The organism is Nostoc sp. NZL (assembly GCF_015714705.1).
Classification (GTDB): Bacteria; Cyanobacteriota; Cyanobacteriia; order Cyanobacteriales; family Nostocaceae; genus Nostoc; species Nostoc foliaceum_A.
The window spans coordinates 82,959-101,856 of sequence record NZ_WBKL01000171.1 but is presented as its reverse complement, the minus strand read 5'-3'; the positions used below and the strand labels follow the sequence as shown (position 1 = coordinate 101,856).

The 18,898-nt window shown below is 41.5% G+C and carries 13 protein-coding genes; 4 read left to right on the top strand and 9 right to left on the bottom strand.

Annotation, left to right across the window (positions count from 1 at the left end; translation table 11 throughout):
• Positions 1-527: 527 nt before the first annotated feature.
• The 4 genes from F8R90_RS25590 to F8R90_RS25575 form a co-directional block, all read right to left on the bottom strand.
• Positions 528-779, bottom strand: coding sequence for a hypothetical protein (locus tag F8R90_RS25590; protein ID WP_196513005.1), 252 nt, complete (start codon positions 777-779; stop codon positions 528-530).
• Positions 780-781: 2 nt separating this feature from the next.
• Positions 782-1,633 carry a hypothetical protein gene (locus F8R90_RS25585; protein WP_196513004.1) on the bottom strand — a complete coding sequence of 284 codons (852 nt, stop codon included), beginning with the start codon at positions 1,631-1,633 and terminating at the stop codon, positions 782-784.
• Positions 1,634-1,798: 165 nt separating this feature from the next.
• A complete protein-coding gene (locus F8R90_RS25580) occupies positions 1,799-2,575 on the bottom strand; it encodes an RNA polymerase sigma factor SigF (RefSeq protein WP_190894003.1) in 777 nt (258 codons plus the stop codon).
• A gap of 812 nt (positions 2,576-3,387) precedes the next feature.
• The gene (locus F8R90_RS25575) at positions 3,388-4,221 is read right to left on the bottom strand and encodes a photosystem II manganese-stabilizing polypeptide (RefSeq protein WP_190894002.1); all 834 of its coding nucleotides are present in this window, start codon (positions 4,219-4,221) and stop codon (positions 3,388-3,390) included.
• Positions 4,222-5,055: 834 nt separating this feature from the next.
• Here F8R90_RS25575 and F8R90_RS25570 point away from each other — a divergent pair.
• Complete coding sequence (locus F8R90_RS25570; protein WP_196513003.1) at positions 5,056-5,403, top strand: hypothetical protein; 348 nt, start codon at positions 5,056-5,058, stop codon at positions 5,401-5,403.
• 108 nt (positions 5,404-5,511) lie between these two features.
• Here F8R90_RS25570 and F8R90_RS25565 read toward each other — a convergent pair whose 3' ends face one another.
• Positions 5,512-10,563, bottom strand: coding sequence for an nSTAND1 domain-containing NTPase (locus tag F8R90_RS25565; protein ID WP_196513002.1), 5,052 nt, complete (start codon positions 10,561-10,563; stop codon positions 5,512-5,514).
• Between the two features lie 109 nt (positions 10,564-10,672).
• Complete coding sequence (locus tag F8R90_RS25560; protein WP_196513001.1) at positions 10,673-12,004, bottom strand: P-loop NTPase fold protein; 1,332 nt, start codon at positions 12,002-12,004, stop codon at positions 10,673-10,675.
• 723 nt (positions 12,005-12,727) lie between these two features.
• On the opposite strand from F8R90_RS25560, the gene F8R90_RS25555 reads away from it, so the two are divergent.
• The 3 genes from F8R90_RS25555 (at position 12,728) to ftsZ (ending at position 15,968) form a co-directional block, all read left to right on the top strand.
• Positions 12,728-13,582: a cell division protein FtsQ/DivIB gene (locus F8R90_RS25555; RefSeq protein ID WP_196513000.1), complete on the top strand. Its 855-nt coding sequence runs from the start codon at positions 12,728-12,730 to the stop codon at positions 13,580-13,582.
• Positions 13,583-14,312: 730 nt separating this feature from the next.
• Positions 14,313-14,603, top strand: coding sequence for a hypothetical protein (locus F8R90_RS25550; RefSeq protein ID WP_230966847.1), 291 nt, complete (start codon positions 14,313-14,315; stop codon positions 14,601-14,603).
• Positions 14,604-14,657: 54 nt separating this feature from the next.
• Positions 14,658-15,968 carry a cell division protein FtsZ gene (ftsZ, locus tag F8R90_RS25545; RefSeq protein WP_196512999.1) on the top strand — a complete coding sequence of 437 codons (1,311 nt, stop codon included), beginning with the start codon at positions 14,658-14,660 and terminating at the stop codon, positions 15,966-15,968.
• A gap of 446 nt (positions 15,969-16,414) precedes the next feature.
• Here the strand turns inward: ftsZ and gshB are convergent, their stop codons facing one another.
• The 3 genes from gshB to F8R90_RS25530 form a co-directional block, all read right to left on the bottom strand.
• Positions 16,415-17,389 carry a glutathione synthase gene (gshB, locus tag F8R90_RS25540; protein ID WP_196512998.1) on the bottom strand — a complete coding sequence of 325 codons (975 nt, stop codon included), beginning with the start codon at positions 17,387-17,389 and terminating at the stop codon, positions 16,415-16,417.
• A 228-nt stretch (positions 17,390-17,617) separates the two neighbouring features.
• Positions 17,618-17,890, bottom strand: coding sequence for a glutaredoxin 3 (gene grxC / locus F8R90_RS25535; protein ID WP_196512997.1), 273 nt, complete (start codon positions 17,888-17,890; stop codon positions 17,618-17,620).
• 254 nt (positions 17,891-18,144) lie between these two features.
• Positions 18,145-18,879 carry a PEP-CTERM sorting domain-containing protein gene (locus F8R90_RS25530; protein WP_196512996.1) on the bottom strand — a complete coding sequence of 245 codons (735 nt, stop codon included), beginning with the start codon at positions 18,877-18,879 and terminating at the stop codon, positions 18,145-18,147.
• Between the last annotated feature and the right edge of the window lie 19 nt (positions 18,880-18,898).

The following is an 18,898-nucleotide window of genomic DNA, read 5'->3' as shown; positions in this document are numbered from 1 at the left end:
AAATCAACAGTAGCAAGATCGATTACATGGTTGTAATGCTCTGTAAGAAGTTTCCATATAGATACAGCCAACATTTTGAGCGCTGCATTTCACGGTCAAGTTAGAATAAATGGTTTGTAGGTTGTTGGAAAACTTTTGACGAAGCTAGCCTAGCTCCTTGTGTTGAACGAGCAAAGCTTTGTAATTGCAACCCAAAGGGGACACAGAGAAACCCAGATGATGTCGTTCTCAGTCTAATTTCTGGGGAAATTCTGGTTTTGCAGTGTGGATACTCAGATATTTAGTTTTTAAGTTTTTACGCAAGTTTTCAGCTAAATTCAATAACTTGATATTAACTGAAACCTATTACCTGTGAGGTTGCTCCCGAATAATTTGCTCAGAGCAAGTTGTCTTACTAAGTTCTTATGCAGTTTCACAAAGAATTAGTATCAAGTTGTCATACACCATAGCTCTACTTAGCCATGCGTGAACAACAAAATTCCCGACTTTTTAAAAAATCGGGAATCTAAGGTTTCAATTTTTACAAATCAAATAGGATTCATATAGCGATTTTGATAGTAAGCCAAAATTTGGTTCACTCGTTGCCGACTTTCTGAACCAGAATTTGCTGTCCACGAGATGGACAAGCCACCAATTTGACTTTGATTGTAATCAAACTGTTGGGATGATTGGGGAATTAAATCCACTTCTACCCCTTCAACTTGATGTAAATGAGCTGCTATCTCTCTATAGACAGCTAAAGGCAAACCAGCAAATTCAATTTTTTCCTTAGTCTCCATCTCTATGAAGCTCCAACATTAAAAGGACTTGAGGAGGGTTTTGTCATTGAAATAGTATTGCCGGTAGCAGATGCAGCTGACGGCGTTGAATTGACAGCCCCTTCCCCTACCATTTTGGCAACTTCAATACCATATTGTTCCAAAATCACGATAGGGTTATAGCCCTGATTCATTTCAATACGTTTAACCAGTACGCCATTCGCCAATCGCTGTCCCGCCTGCACATAGCGACTGGTCGGCTCATCCGGTACTTTGATAATTGCCTGCGGTTCCTTACTAATTAGAACTACACCAGTCACAAGAACTGCCCTTGCTAACTCAGGTTGTGCTGGTGGTGGCAATACAGATACTAAAGTCGGGTTGGGGACAACTTGAGGTAAAACCCTAGGAAAGACTGAAGTCAATGTAGGATTGACTTTTTTTGATACAGAGGCAATGTTATTTTTCTTCTGATTTAAAGCTATGCTGCGTGTTGGAAGTTTTCGGACTGCTAGCGATGCAGTAGGTAGCTTAGGCAACACGGGAACAGGTCTTCCCGATGTTTTAGGCATTCCCGAAACTGTCTGCCCAAAAATTTGTGCAAACGGGTCAGCCCGGTCTTTTGATACCAGAACAAACCGTGCCCGCTCTGTAGCATTAGTGGATTGAATCAAGTTAGCAGATGCAGGAGTAACTGGTGAAACCTGTTTGGCAGGTATCACTGGATTCTTAAAGGATTGAGTCGCTGGTGGCGACTTTGCTACTATTTTGGGAATCGGCGGAGGATTGATGGCTTGTTGTGTATCTTCAGAAGCACATCCAGCGATCGCTAAGGTTAAAATAGCTGCAATTGTAATTTTTGATTTTCTGCCCATGAGCTGTTCTCAAAAGCCATTAGAAAATTGAAAAGTGGAAATCAACATGCCTGAAATTTGTATCAAAGGCAAAGTCTGTTCCCTTTATAACCTAATTTTTTACATTTCAAGGGTTATTTTTAGCACTTATAGCCCAGCATAACTGCGTATTCGGTTTATTGGCCGTCAATCTTCTGTTACACCCATAAGCTGTTTCATCAAATCCAGGCCTTTCTTGACTCTACGGGAAACCGTTACGACACTGATTCCCAGATGTTCTGCAACTTGTTTTTGTGTCAAATCTTGCAAAAACACACATTCCAATACATCGCGGGTGCGTTGTTCGAGTTGAACCAATGCTTGTTGCAAGCGAAGTTGGTCTTCTTGTGCTAGTTGAAAGCTGCGATAGTGAGGATCTGGAACCAATTCTCCCAAACAGGTAGAGCCTTCTTCTCCATCTTGGATTGGCACATCGAGACTCAAGGGAGCGCGATTTACCCATGCTAATTTAATTTCTTGCCATTCATTTGGAGAAATTTCCAGTGCTGTTGCTAATTCGGAGTCTGTTGGTTGACGATTATGCTTTTCACGCCAAGAACGTGAAACTCCTATTGCTTGCTGTTGCAGTGCTAACCACTTCCGAGGAATTCGCACGGTGACACCTTTATCTCGGAGATAGTGTTGAATTTCACCCCGAATATAGGGAAGAGCATAGGAACTAAAGGCATGTCCCTTAGAAATTTCAAATTTTTCAATCGCCCTAATTAAACCCAAACATCCAACCTGGAGCAAATCATCGTAGGTTTCATGACATTGATTTGTCCAGTAGTGAGCTTCTTTTCTCACAAGTCCAAAATTGAGTTTTACCAGCTTATTGCGAACATTTTCTGACCGAGATTGCTGATATTCTCGCAACAACTGCCAAATTTCATGTTTTAGTTCATTGGTGACTGTGGTAGGCATAGCACCGTGTTTATTGAGTAAATCAACAATCAATTACTCACTTTTAAACTCAGCTGCGATCACACGATATCAAAGACAATATCACGCTATATGTCCTTGCAAACTCTATGGTAGATAACAACATTTTTCTAGAAAAAATTTCATAGAGTTGCTTGAAAATCGAGCAAAGTTTAAAGGGGCAAAATTGGTATTTAGTTTGTTATTGCTCTTTGGTATGATCTGTAGCTGTTTTTATAACTACATAGAAATAAAATATAAAATTAGTTACTAAATATCAAACCGAGATTGTACTTAATTTTAATTAATTAATGGTGAAGCTAATTTATATAAACAAAATAACAGTAGTCGGAATTTTGTTGGATAAGCAAAAGTTTTGTTTCCAGTAAAAATACGTGTAAATTCAACCAAAATGCATTCAACAATTAAAAATTACTAATAATATTTAGAAAATACTGCGTATATTTACGTAAGTAAACAAAAAAAGGGCGAGATGCCCTTTGTTGTATTTAAATTCTTAGTCTTTTAATAAAAGGGAAAAAGTTAAGGGGTGAATTTAAACCTTTCCCCTCTTTATAAAAAACCTATCTAGCTCCTGAAAAAAAGGCAGGGCTGTTTCATCCTTTCAAAGCCTCTTGAAAAGTTGGGTAGAAGGGAAGGAAGAATTTTTCTCTTGTCTACCCTTGAACCTTTGTCTCTTTTCGTCTCTAATAATGCTTTTATAGGAATGAAACAGCCCTGAAGTTAACTTTTGTTATGAAACCTGATGTTTACAGAATTGTAGTTCTGAATGCCAGTCAGTTACCTAAGAGAGTTTAGCCACGAGTCGGTTCAACCCGTGCAAAGAATAGACCGCGAATCTTAACTTCTTTAGGTTCGCCAGCACCTAAATCTGTATCAGATGGCTGTTCGCTCTCAAAAGTACCAGCAATTTCACCACTAGAGCTATCTACTTTAGCGATTTGCAGAGAAATCTTGCCATTAAGATTTTCAGCACGCTTGACGTTAGTGCGGGTAAGTTCTTCATCATCCGCTTGGGCGGGGAGAGCCACGGCATTATCGTAGCCACTGACGACACCACGACCCTTAGGATCTAAGAAGGCAGCACCACGATAGGAAGGAACCTTGAAGGTGCCTTCAAAGTCCGTGGAGGTGTTAATACTGGTCAAATTGGGTTGGGTTTGAGCAACCAAGTTTTTGATGGTGAAGAGGAAAGGTACTCGCTCACCACCAGGAAGTTGCACAGTGATGGCTTGAAAGTCAAGACCATCAGTTTCCACAAAGGTCAAGCTATTATCTGGGTTGATTTTTAGGTTGCCTTGCACCTGGTCAATGGTGGAAGTGTACCTGGTCAACAATTTGCCAGCAACAAATTCTGCTTCTTGCCGTTTATTAGCAGGTTCTTCTTTGATGAAAAAGCTAGTTGGTTCTAAGCAAAGTTCTTTGATGGCATAGGACTGGCTAGAATCAATGGCAATGGAGCCACGGCTTGTTTCTGCTAGTTGGGGGCATTTGTTAGCCAAGCCAGTCCCGCGAATTTGATCGTAGGTTAGTACATCTCTACTACTAGTAGCAGGAGCATCACTACAAGCAGTTATAAGCCCCAGGCACAAAGCCAAGAATGCAACAATTAAAGCGCGATACCTCATGGTCAACCTCAATCTCAAAAATTAATATCTAAGTTGTAAAACTGCATCGAAGCTTTGATCTTTGACGAGAAGCCATCCCCGATCGGACAGTGTGTTGCTCTGATTGCAAGAGTTGAAACAAGTGTCCGGGCGTATAGGTTGGAAGTCGCCGCTCAAATTTTTCTCTGCTAAACGTACTTAAACGTTTCACTCTCTTGAGCTTGGGGTGTAAGAAACCCCAGACTAAGTAGTACACTGCATCCATGTTGGATGTGTGTAACTAGGGGAGCAAAAAACCAGCAGTTTCACTGTTGGTGGCATTTGTTTAGAGTTGGGCGCGTGGATGAGTAAGCCCCACACAGAGCGGCATAAGTACTTGCCTCAAAGAGCGCAAAGAGAGGTGTCTACTTCGCACTTTACTTTTGCCTGTGACAAAAGCGGCATCGCCCAAGTCTTTTTGTATTATGTATGTTACGCCACTACATACAGCCCATTCTTTGATTGGGAAATCAGCCAGATCATACGATTTTTTTTAACTCAAAATCAAAGTACTCAAAATCCAACAAAGTCTCGTCCTGATCACATCTAGCTGCCGTGGAGGCTATGCTAAAGGTTACTACGCTCTTTTAGGAGCGATCGCAATTGCCTTTGATAAAGATACAAATCTAGTTATATTCACCCCTTACTCAGACAAGTGAGGGATGTAGGACACGAGGATTTCAGAAAAAACCCATCTAGAAGCTTACAGAAGGTTAATTTTCTTTACTCCTTGTCTAGAGTAGCTATTGGCAAACTAGGGAAAATTAAAAATCTCCGGTAAATTTGAGTTGACCTCATTTATACGGAAAGGATGGCATGAGCGATAACAAAAATCTGGAATCAGGGGAGTTTTCCTGTAAACTGCAAGCGATCGCAACTGTGGTGTATGATGCAGTTCAGGGCTGTGAAGGTGATACTGTAACTCTTTTGGCTTTGCTGCGGCAATTAGAGCATTTACACCGAGAGATCCGGGATGGGGTTTTTCAAGAGAGTTTGCCTGTTAACCGTCGGCAACTCTACTCATTGCTGAAAGATATTGAGTCTGAGGGAGGCTGGCCTTATATTGAGCGTATGAGACTACAAGCCTTTTTAGCGAATTTGCCACAAGAAGCTCCCGCAGAAAATAATCATGAAGTTTTGGAGAGCGATCGCTCCTTTAGTTGATCATGTCAAAAATTATTTTCTAGCTCTGAATTAACAATTATCGCCTCATCAACCGCTAAACCAAGAGCGGTTGCCCATTGAGGCTTCAAGCTAATTCGTAATTCGTAATTAAAAAGGGTTTGTGCTAATTATACCATCACAAAGAATGCGATCGCGCTTTTCAAGATTGCGGTTGTGCTTGAGGTAATCACCCACCCAGTCGCAACCACGAACAAGCAGATCATCAAGATGTAAATTCCATAGAATGATCGTGTTGTCATCACTAGCTGATGCTAGTGTTTGACCATCTGGGCTAAAACTGACACTTAATACCGCAGCGCGATGCCCATTGAGACTTTTAATTAATTTGCCTTCACGGCTCCAGAGTTTCACTGTACTGTCCCAACTGGCGGCAGCGAGCAATTCACCATTGGGACTGAAAGTTACAGCATTGACGCTATCGCTGTACCCCTTTAACAAGGTTTTTAACAACGTACCATCCTGCCGCCACAGTTTCACGGTATTATCCCAGCTAGCAGAAGCCAATAACTCGTCAGTGGGACTAAAGCTGACACCTAACACCCAACTGTCATGGGGCGAAAAAGTTTTGAGCAAAGTACCATCCCGACTCCACAGTTTCACAGTTTGGTCATCACTGGCAGAGGCTATAACCTGACTATCAGGACTAAAATTTACGCTATTCACCCAGCCCTGATGCCCCACTAAAGTTTTGAGTAACTTGCCTTCACGGTTCCAGAGCTTCACCGTTTTATCTTTGCTAGCTGTTACCAAAAACTGACCATTTGGGCTGAAATTCACGCTCATCACACTATCGCTATGCCCGAGGAGAGTCTTAATTAAAGTACCTTCAAGCCGCCAAAGTTTCACAGTCTTGTCATAACTTCCTGAGGCCAGCATTTCACCTTTGGGGTCGAAACTGACACTAGGAACTTTATTTGTGTGCCCTACTAAAGTTTTGTAAAGTCGGGTTTTGACTTCGCCACTACTGGTGTATCGTTGCCAAAGTTTGACAGTGCGATCGCTACTACCAGAAGCTAGCATCTGACCGTCAGGACTCCAAGCAACGCTCAAAACTCGCTTCTGATGTCCTTGAAGAATAGACGGTGTTGGGGCATTTAAACTCCATAGTTTCACGCTTTTGTCGAAACTTCCTGAAGCCAGCAATTTGTTATTTGGACTGAAAGCGATGCTGACAACAGTATCGCTGTGTCCTTTGAAGGTTTTGAGTAAAGTACCAGTGATACTCCAGAGGTTTATGGTATTGTCTTCACCTGCGGAAGCTAACTTTTTACTATCGGAACTAAAGCTCAAACTCCAAACTGTACTGCTATGCTGTCGTAAACTTTTGTAAAGACGAAAGTCAAAACTGTCTTTAGTCCTGTTACTTTCTTGTCGCCAAAGTTTTACTGTCTTGTCTCGACCTGTTGATGCCAAAAATTTACCGTCCGGGCTAAAAACAGCTATAACCACGCCCTGCTGATGACCCTGCAAAGTTTTAACGAGGCTACCGTCCTGTCGCCAGATTTTCACTGTCTTGTCGTCGCTGGCCGAGGCAATGAATTGCCCATCAGGACTGAAGTTTACCCAGTTAACCCACCCTTGGTGTCCCCTCAGTATTTTTACTATGCCACCGTCTTTGCGCCAGAGTTTTAGGGTTGTATCCTTACTGGCAGTAGCTAACAACTCGCCATCAGGACTGAAATTAACGCTATAAACCCAATCTTTATGCCCTTTCAGGGTTTTATATGGCTTAGACCCAAATTCACCTGTAACCGGGTTTTTGTGCCAGATTTGCACTGTTTTGTCGAGGCTGGCAGATGCTAGGGTTTGACCATCCGGGCTGAAACTTACACAGGTGACAGCATCAGTGTGACCCTTGAGGGTTTGGAGTAAAGTACCGTCAGAACGCCAAATTTTCACCGTTTGATCTCGGCTACCCGATGCTAGCAATTGACCATCTGGGCTGAAAGCTACTCCCCAGACAACATCAGCATGCCCTTCCAGGCGGTTAACCTCTGTTACCCCATAAACTGCCTGTTGTAGGGCTGTCACCACCCGCATTCGGGTATCTGGTTGCACGATCTCTGCCTGTTTAAGTCCTCTCCAAGCCCGTAAACTTTCTAATAGAGCATCAAACTCTTTATTAGAGGCAAATAAAGCTTCGCTAGCAGCAGTGATCGCACTAATTCTCAAATTGGTTTCACTGCGTTCAGCTCGTAGGGTTTGGCGAATTGCTGCTCTTTTTTGCAAGTCGGCTTGCCACCATAATGCTGCTATTGTTCCCCCCATGATTGCCAGCACTGCGCCTGCTATCCGTGCTTCCCGCAGCCGCCGTTGCAATATCAAATTGAGTTGCTTTTGACTCAGCTGTTGGGCAACTTCAGCTTTAGTTTTTTCAAGTTTGATTTTTTCTAATTCGGCGAGCATACCATAATTGTTCTTTTGGCGAATTGGTTCAACTAAATAATCGTGAACTAGCTGGTAGCGATCGCCTAATTCTTCTCTGACTCGCAACACCAAACCTGAACCCACCAATATTTCTAAAATTAGTTCCCCAACTGTGTCAAAGCTTGATATTGTATCTATATCGTGATTATTAACTAATGCAGCCGCTAAATCAGCTTTAGTTTTTAACGGTCGTGTGCCTTTTTCATCAGTTAACTCAAATAATAGTTTCCAAGTTAACTCTTTGTTTTCCTGACCACAGTCTTTAATAACCTCCCCAAGCCAGCGTTCCACCAATTTTGCCGAGCCACCGCAAAGCTTGTATTGTCCGAGTGTAGTAATGTTTTCTATTTGTAGTTGAGCGCCAACTATTTGTAATTCAATTGGATGTACTTCGTCTAGTTCTCCTGTCAAATCCTGGACTAATCGGTTAATTAATTCATCACTCAGTTCATAATGTGAACGTTGAGTAAGACTGTGAATTATGACTTTAGCATCCTGGCTAGAGAATTTTCCTAGGTAGTAGCGAATGTCCTTATCGAGAATATTTTTATTAATTACGCCTAAATCATATTGCCCAATACTATTTTTTTGGCTCAAACGTTCAAATTCTAGTAAATGATGTAAATAATCTTCTCTTAATGACAAAATAATTTTGACAAATGAAATATTTAAACATTGACTAAAAAATTGGTAAAATTCTATTCTTTGCGTGGGAAGATTACTAATAAAGAAAAATTCTTCAAACTGGTCTAATATGATAATTATTGTATAATTGCGCTCGGTTGCTAATCGAATTTTTTCTAGCAGTATAGTGGGTGTAGAGTCAGGATTAACCGATATTCCTGTGTATGCTAGCACTTGGTTTAGATTGCTTACTAAAACTGTGAGCCAATCAGTGTAAACAGACAAAACAATAGGTATGGGAATACGTTCACCAATAACTTTTTCCTTCAGCGCTGGTACTAAACCAGCTTTGATAATTGAACTTTTACCCACACCAGATGGCCCATAAATTACTGTGAGTTTGTAGTCAGCACGTGTAATTCTTTCAATCAAACGATTGACATCTTGTTGCCGTCCAGAAGCAGATATTTCTTGGGCAACACCCTCAGGAACAAACGGTATTTTTTGAGGTTCCAATGCTGGGTTAATTCTAGAGCGTTGCGGCTGTAATTGACTTGCCCCGATAAAAGCACGAAAGCCATACTGATGTTCTATTTGGATTTTTTCTTGCTTGAGCTTAAAGGCTTCTATATAGTCATGACGCTCAAAAAAGTAAAGCGATCGCAGTTCTTCTAAAATCTCTAAATAAAGTGATGGCTGATGTTGTAGCTCACAAACTACCCTCGCCCATTCCAGGTTATTGATAGCTTCCTCAGACTCACCTAGATGCCGCTGTGTACGTGCGAGCAAGAGAAGATACCAACTTTCTTGTCGTCGTGTTCGCAAAGCGTCTCGCAGAGAAACTTCCGTTGCTTCTTCGGAGATAGAAAGTGCTGTATTTGCTAATTCATGAGCCAGTACCCAATTCGACTCCGAAGCTGCCACATTTGCCAAAAAGCCATAATTTTGAGCAACTTGTGCTGAACTTCCGTAGGTGTTATGCAGAAGTAATGATTTTTGAGCTAATTTTTTTAAGTCATCCCAGGCTTGTAAACGTTGTAGCATTTCACAAGCAGGTAAAATAAATTTAGCAACTAAGTCTTCTCTTTGTACTTCTTCCAATACTTCCAAGCATTGTTTAAACCACAAGAGAGCATGTTCACAATAGCTACTATTACTATTCTGGTATAAGTCTGCCATTCGGTGATAACACAGACCCAGATGGAATAATACTATTGCTTGCTTGAGTAGAGGCGAGGGAGGGGTAGCGTGAGGACATGAAAGGGGAAAAGAAGAATTACTCTCCCACTCTGCTAATCTCCTCATTTCCTGCTGCCACAATGCTAGGCTTCTTTGATAATTGGCTAAAGCACCATTAATTTGATCGTTGGCGTATTTATCTCGCCCCAACACAAATTCTAAACTAGCTTCTAATCCTGGTGTTAATTGAAAGCCATAGAGGCGTACTAAATCATTACGGGCTGATTCTATTTCATGACGGTGTTGGGACTTAGGATCTAAATCTAAAGAGGCGTTAGATAAAAATGTTTCAGCACCTGCTTCTAAAACTTTGGCAAACAGAGATTCTGCCTCTTGGTGGATCAAAGCAATTAAATCTGCTTTTGCCATTTCAAATTTAATAGTGGTTGCAGCCCAACTTTTAAAATCAGGCGCTAATCTTGACAGCAATGATGCCACTTCATCTTGTAGCCACAACACCACTGGAAATGGAAAATTCGTGGCATAGATATCTCGCGCTTGGTTGATGCCTGTAAGTAAGTTTTCAAGGTCGATAGCTGACTCAATACCGAAAACCATCACAGCAGATGGCAAAGAGTCTGTAAGGACAGCAGGATTATCTAAAGATAGTTCTGAGATTATTGTGCTGTGTAAGGAAGTAGTTGATGGATGGAGAACGATTTCTCTGATATAGATATCTTTGGTAATGGAGCGAATATTTTCTAACATTTGCTCACGTAATTGCCCATAGTTACACCGAACTAAAATCAGGGCAAATTGACCTTTGGAAAGCGCGATCGCTCTAATCAGTCTTTGCAAAGCATGCTGATTTTCTTTGGTGTATACATGTAGCTGCTTGTCATTAGTCATTGGTTATTGGGCATTGGGCATGGGGTATTGGGTATGGGGCATTGGGCATTAGTTATTAGTCCAATGGCAAAGGACAAAGGACTAATGACAATTGACTCACCCAGCACTGTTACTTGTTTTGTTGCCAAGCAAGGACTTTTTCTGTTTCTGCTAAGGCTGGACTGATACCGAACCAGCGCCCCAGAGGATCACGATATTCAAACAGATACATGCTTCTTAGTAAGCTCTGGTAGTCAGACTCACCTTTAACTTTCTGTTGCTGCACTACTTCAAACAATAATTCCCACTGGGATTCATCAATAGCTAATAGCAGATCGTCGCGGTAGTCCTTAATCACGGCTTCTAAGCAATCCCTAGAAAAAGGTGGATCTTGTCGTTGCAGGCAGCTATAAAGTAAACCCAATAAATTACGAATGTGACCGCCACTAACGCGACATAGACGATCCAAGGTTTGAGAGTGATCGAATAATTCTGTAATTAATAAAAGCCTTCCATTCAAAGGAACTTCGGGAAAAGCTCTTGCTAAAACTAACTGGCGCACTAGTGACATCCCTGGTTCGTAGTCACTGCCATCTCTTTGCCGCACCAATACCATCGGCAGTACTTTTGGCGCAATCCCTCCTCCCAGACGATTTTTCAGTGTCTCATACTCATTGGAGAAAATTAACGTCAGGGGAATGGTGTAAACTAGGTGGCATTTAAGTCGGCGTAACTGTTCACCTCGGTCGATGAAGAGATACTCTGGTTGCGATCGCCCGGATGCTAAGGGACGCATATCCACTCGATCTAAATTATCTACAATCACTACCAGTCCTTTTTGACCCCGCAGCTTTAGCTGTTCAACAGCCTTTTCTAAAATTTCTTCGTTAATCGCTTGCAAAATACTATTGGTACGTGGTTCCAAATATTGCCTTAGTTGATTACGCAACTGGGTGCTATCTTTGGTTTTAGCGGTAATTTTGGCAATACCCAACGACAACTCTGCTTGTCCAGAAAGCTCTATGGGACTTTGCAAAAAATCGCCTACTTCTTTAAACAAATTGGTAAAGTAACCAGGTTTGAGTTTGATGCTAATGCCTTCTAAACTGGCGCTGACTTGACGGGCTACACTCAGCAAAATATCGCTGACATCAATATCTGCCATATCTAAGTCTTGACTGGACTCAAAATAAACCACATGAAATCCTGCCAATTCTAGTTCTGTCTTGAGGCGCTGCAATTCCGTTGACTTACCGCAGCCAATATGACCTGTAAATAACTGGCAGGTTGGCTCATCAGGAGAAATTCGGCAGATAGTCCGCTGCAATTCTTCGACAATCTTGCAACCGCGGACATCAGCAAAATCTATGTAATATTGGCGATCTAGCACGTTACTTATATTAAGCGTGTAGCTGGGGTTACATGCTTTATAAAAACGTGACAAATTAAATGTCGTTTTCATGTATGTAGAGGTGTATGTAGATGTGTATGTAGATGCAGTTAATTCGTATTTTTTATACAAAAAATCTCTAGCCGGGATGTAAGCACACAATTAATTCGCAAGTTGGTAGTTTCTTGCAAAAGACAGCACTGATTACAGATCACTGTCAGTAGTATGGTAGAGATTTAGTTGACCCTAATAACCTTAAGCATATCTGTCCTTTTTACACCTGCTATTGAGATTTTGACAATCTCTAGCTTTTGTTTGACCTAGCACGAACCTTTATGGCTGAGTTAATCGGGAAAAAAAGCTACTAAATTGCATGATCTCTATTTGTATAACTGATGAGGTCGGACTGGTATGAATTATAGCAAGGTACACAGAGATTTAGGAATACTTGTTTATCATTTCACATTCTATTTGTCAAGAAAACAAAATCAGAAATATCTAAATTAATATTTTGTAATATTTTAGTCAAAAAATAGTGGATGATCGCTTGTCAAAAAGACAACAGTCAGTTAAAAATGGACACCGTAAACTTTAATAGGAAGGATGAATAGCGCCACATTCCCTGTGTAGTTTCTGTAAATTGTTACTAAAAATAAAAAAAGTCTTGAGGACAACGGCTAACAGATGCCGACAGTGTTTACTGAGATTAATAATGATACAAGCGCATAAAGAGTGCTGAGTTAAAATTGCTGAGTTTGGTCAAGGAATTTCGACTGTAACCAGAAAGGGGTTTGAATGGCTGGCATAATATCAGTTTCCCGCACGGATCTAGCGCAGCGTCGTAAGAAATTACGTCGGCAGCGACAGATGAGAATTATTCAGGCTATTTGGCGAACTTTTGCCATTACTGGTTTCGCGGGTGGATTGCTGTGGGTGGCAGTCCAACCAGTGTGGATCCTAAAAACTCCCAAACAAGTTGTTATGAAATCAGGCAATCAATTACTGTCGGATGAGATAACTCAATCACTTTTGGTGCTATCTTACCCGCAATCTTTGTGGCGGATTGAACCGACAGCGATCGCTAACTCCTTGAAAAAACAACCAACTATTGCTCAAGCGATCGTGAGACGCCGTCTTTTTCCTCCTGGATTAAACATCGAAATCCAAGAACGAGTCCCTGTAGCGGTGACTCAAACAGCAAGTGGGCAAAATCAGACCACTGGCAACAAAAAAGTCACAATTGGCTTACTAGATGTAAGTGGGGCCTGGATGCCTTTAGAAAAATACACATCACTGAATCCTACTAAAAAATTACCCAATCTCAGAGTAATTGGATTACCAAAACAATACTGCCCCGACTGGACTCAACTTCATAAAGCTGTCAGCCAAAGTCCCGTAAAAGTCATGGAAATTGATTGCCAAAATCCAGCGAATATAATTTTGAAAACAGAACTAGGAAATGTACATCTCGGCGTTCTAGGCCCCCAGTTGCCTGAACAAATTAAGCTACTCGCCCAAATGCGCCATTTAGCAACAAAACTCAATTTCGGTCAAATAGAGTATATTGATCTGAAAAATCCCGAATTTCCATTAGTACAAATGAACCAAAAAGACCAAAGATTAACTCCCAAAATCCCTAAAAATATCTAGCGTTTTTAATGTATTGAGCGCTCCTAGTAAATTAAGAAGCTTTATGCTGATAAATAAATTTATTATTTTCAGTTTTCCAGCAAACTGCCCGAAAATCGGCATTAACTTCTAATTAGAATGAGAAGATCAATCATAAAATCTAAATTGTGAGTAAAACACTCTCAATTATGACCCTAATATCTAATAATAGGGTGCAAGATGTCGGACAATCTAATGATGGTCTATGGCGTGCAAAACGCCTTCTGTCTATACATTCTTCGACTGAACCTAGTGCCCAAAAGAGAAAAATGCTTGAGTTTTTTATTAAGATTTGACTTATGAGCAGAGGATACTAATAAAAACAGTTTACACCGTCATCCAAGCCCAAAGGACAAAAACACTCTAACTTTGGTCTGTTGAGGACACTTTCAAAGACAGGTTACTGAAACTTAAATAAGTAACTTAAAATACCTCAAAAAGTTGAGTAAACGTTGTTTTTGGGCAATCAGTTTGGACTATTCTCTGCCGTCATTACTATTAGGTTACGAAACCTCTAGGAAAATCTTGATTTGTTGACCACACTAGTGAGGGTTCTCGTAAGATAGACTATTGCTCCAACAAAGTGTCCATTAAGACCCCCCAAACAACAAATTAATCAGGTATAGTCTGACAAGTAAATTCTTACTTATTTCAACCTTAAGGATAAGTAAGTATAAAGTAAATTTTGTGTCTAAAGTTGCAATTATTTCCAATGGTGAAACTTATTAACAATATTATTGAGGCAGATAAGATGCGCTGTAATGTGTCTTTACAAGTTATTTCCTCTGCTGAGAATAATGAAGAGATTAATGTCTGGTTGAAGTTATACAGGTCACTTTTAGATAAATGTAGGTATACTTCTCTAGAATTGGCTGTGCGATCGGCTGCGTTAAAAGCTTATCCCATAGCAAATTTTCGCACTGTCAATTCTGTTAGGCTTGGCAGTAGTGGAAACAAGAAAGAACAGTGCCATAGTATTGTGGCAGTGTCAAACTATAGTTGACTCTTAGGTGAATAACACCTGAAAAAGTCGTTTATCTACCCTTTCACAAATCCAATGACACTTGATAATAACCAAGGACTTTCTTATAAAAATTCCCAATCTACGGGACAGCCAGGGTTTTCTCTGGCAGTTAACTCGACCAATCCCTTTAATAACTCCGGGTTGAACTTCGGACAAAATCACGATAATAAGAAGATTTCTGCGGAAAATAGCCGAATTGGCGAGATTGTTCCTGGTCGAGTAGCCAACATCAAAGTGATTGGTGTCGGTGGTGGTGGTGGCAATGCTGTTAACCGCATGATCGAGTCTGATGTCTCTGGGGTAGAGTTTTGGTCAATTAACACTGATGCTCAAGCTTTAACTCTGGCAGGCGCTCCCAGTAGATTACAAATTGGACAGAAGCTAACACGGGGTTTAGGAGCAGGTGGTAATCCTGCCATTGGTCAAAAGGCAGCTGAGGAATCACGAGACGAAATTGCTACAGCTTTGGAGGGTGCTGACCTAGTATTTATCACTGCTGGTATGGGTGGTGGTACTGGGACAGGTGCAGCCCCGATTGTGGCAGAAGTAGCAAAAGAAATGGGTGCTCTCACTGTTGGTGTAGTCACACGTCCATTTGTCTTTGAGGGACGTCGCCGCACCAGCCAAGCTGAACAAGGTATTGAAGGGCTAAAAAGTAGAGTAGATACACTGATCATTATCCCCAACAACAAATTGCTGGAAGTGATCCCCGAACAAACACCTGTGCAAGAAGCTTTTCGTTATGCAGATGATGTGCTGCGTCAAGGGGTGCAAGGTATTTCTGATATCATCACGATCCCCGGATTGGTAAACGTTGACTTTGCTGATGTCCGAGCGGTGATGGCAGATGCAGGATCGGCATTGATGGGAATTGGTGTTAGCTCTGGAAAATCTAGAGCCAGAGAAGCTGCGATCGCAGCTATTTCTTCGCCGTTACTAGAATGTTCTATTGAAGGTGCCAGAGGGGTTGTCTTTAATATTACAGGTGGTACTGACCTCACTTTGCATGAAGTGAATGCAGCCGCAGAAGCAATCTATGAAGTAGTTGATCCCAACGCCAATATTATTTTTGGGGCTGTAATTGATGACAGACTCCAGGGTGAGGTGAGAATTACTGTAATCGCCACCGGCTTTACAGGTGAAGTGCAAGCTGCGGTACAACAAAGCGTAGCTAACGTTCGAGTAGCACCTAACACCTCGAAACGACCAACAACACAGCAACCCGCAGTTAATCCTCCAACCTCAACTCCAAGTTCAACTCCAACTCCAATTCCAGAACCAAAAGAAAAACCTGGATTGGATATACCTGATTTTCTGAGAAACCGACGTACACCAAGGAATTAAAAGATTTTGGATGTGATGATTTTTAGATTAAATTAGCAGTCTCAGGTTAGGCTGAGTGCTGTATAAAATCTGCTAGTTTCAGGGTTTTACCAAAGGCAGGGGTAACCAATCCGTTGCCATTTCTAATTTTGCCAATTGGTAAAGAAAATCGTTAACGCTACTTCTCGTTAATGCTACTTATAGAATGAACTTGGGCAGGAGTCTGCTGGCTCACATGTCCATCTGTGCTTTTGGAACAAAGAAACCGGAAGACCTGCCCAACTAGAGATACGTAGACATAGCTCGTTGTAGATATCGCTACATCTACCCCCGCGATCCATTAAACTCATATTCGATCTACATAAGTACATTTACTTAAAGAAAGTTGCGTGGGAACACGCCCACGCCAGCGTCGAAGGAAGTCTGTTTCCTGGAGAATAGGACACGAAGCAAAAAATAATTTGCATTTATTTTTTGATTTTTACTGCCTGTTCAATCCATTGAATAACCTGATGACCAAGGTGAGCACCATCTAGGCGATCAATCTCACGAATTCCGGTAGGACTAGTGACGTTAACTTCAGTTAGGTAGCCACCAATAACATCAATGCCTACAAAAATTAAGCCGTCTTGGCGTAAGCGTTCGGCTATTTCGGTACAGATTTCATACTCTCTCTGGGTAATTTCGGTTTGAGCGACTGTACCACCAGTTGCCATATTATTGCGAAAATCAGTTCCGCTAGAAAGGCGATTGAGTGCACCAATTGGTTCGCCATTGAGCAGGATAATTCGCTTATCTCCTTCTTTTGCCTCTGGTAAATAGGTTTGTACCATTACTGGCACTCGACCTTGGAGGGTACTGAGTTCGACAATGGAATTAAAATTGCGATCGCCTGATTGCAAAAATAAAATTCCTTCCCCAGCTTTGTTACCCAGAGGTTTGAGAACTGCTGCCTCCTTCGCTTCGACAAATTGCCGGATAAACTGCTTATCAGCACTGACAATCGTTTCTGGAATCGCTTTGGTAAACTGGAGGGCATACATTTTTTCATTTGCCCCTCGGATGCCGCTAGGACTATTAATCAGTAGGGTTTTATTTTGATCAATGTAATCCAGAATGTAGGTGGCATAGAGGTAGGAATCATTGACAGGTGGATCTGTCCGCATAAATACGGCATCCATTGTTTCTAAAGAAGTTAAGCAGGAATCGCTCAACTTATACCAAAGATTCGCTGCTACCCAGCGTCCCTCCACCAACTGTACTGGTACAACTTCAACTCGCTGTAGGAAAGCCCAAGCTTTGCCCTCCACCACACTCAGCAGATTTGCCTGAGTCACCCAAACTTCGTGTCCCAGGATTTGCGCTGCTTCAATTAGGGCAACACTGGTATCATGACATGGGTCAAGCAGATGGATGGGATCAATGATAAAAGCCAGTTTCACCCTTTGTACCTCAATCACCAAGAAATTAAATGGTTATTTAACCATTATCTCTTGATGCTCTCACCAATTGACGTATATGTGTACTGTTGAGTGGAACCTGGAGGGTAAAGTCTTGTGGATAGATATCACTTTTGTGATAAAAAAGTTCGTACTCTCTCTTCTAAAGTTGTAGCGACTGCCGTGTAATTTGCAGCGGCTTGTCGCTAGCGATCGCAATATCTTCTGAACCTACACGCTATTGCTAGAAGTTAGTAGTTCATCCAGCTTGCCTTGACTATCTAAAGCGTGGATATCATCACAACCACCAACATGATCATCATTGATGAAAATTTGCGGTAAAGAGCGCCGTCCATTTGCTCTTTGAGCCATTTTATTTCTGGCTGCCTCATCTCCATCAATACTGTATTCGATAAATTCAACGCCCTTGTTCTTCAGCAAACTTTTGGCACGGATACAAAACGGGCAAGTTCTCCAAGTGTAGATTTCTACTTTTGCAGCCATAAAGTCCTCAAATTGATTTAATACTTCTTAATTTTAGAACTTTGCCACTGACCATAGCTGCTCTATCCCGTTTTGACTTGATCTTCAAAAGTGGCTAACTGGATTTACATAAATCAGTAATATGATGTTTAAATGCGTAGTTAATAAGCAAATTTTATAGTAATAAGGGAGACACACATGATGCGAATTCAGAATATGGTGACCTACCTGTATATTCTATAAGGGGGTGGATCTGGTGTCTCCCAATGGAGCTTCTAGGCGACTGTTATTGAAGCTGACACTAAAGGCTTTTTCTTTGCTACTCTCAGTGCACCCAGAGCAAACAGACCAAGGGCAGCTATTGTAGTAGGCTCAGGTACCTTTTGAGGTGGAGGTGGTGGGGGTGTGTAGTAAGGGGCTTGTCCTTTGAGTTTGCTACTGTCTTCACGATTGCTTCCAGAACCGACGCTCATTAGGCGCACTCCAAAGTTTTGCTGAGAAAACTGAGCCAACGTTAGAGCTATTGAATTGTGTGATAGGGTAAAGGTCGTCGATTGAATGTCCCCTTTTCCTTTACTTATACCTTCTTGACCAATTTCTATCCCAGCATCAAAGTAGTTGTGTTGGTTGCCATTGCCGTTCAGATTGTTGTTACTGCTGCCAACAGAGTCAACTGTTCCAGCAGTACCGAATTTGCTGGCTGTCACATCTGTGCCTACTACTTGGAGGCCACTGAGAAGTGAGTCATCAAAAATGTTGAAGAAAACACCTCGTATATCAGCAATTGTGTTTTTGCCAGTGGATAAATAATCTACTTTAAACTGAACTTTGCCAGACCCTGCTATTGCGTCATCTAAGGTAAACTTCACCTGAGTATCCGCACCTGTGAAGTCATTGATAGTGAAATTCATCGAAGCGGCATTAGCAGGAGCAAAAGCAGAAGACGATATCACAACGGCAGTAGCAGCTAAGAAAGAAGGTATTGCTGCGGTGGAAAATAGATGTTTCATGTTAATCAATCTTTTGAAA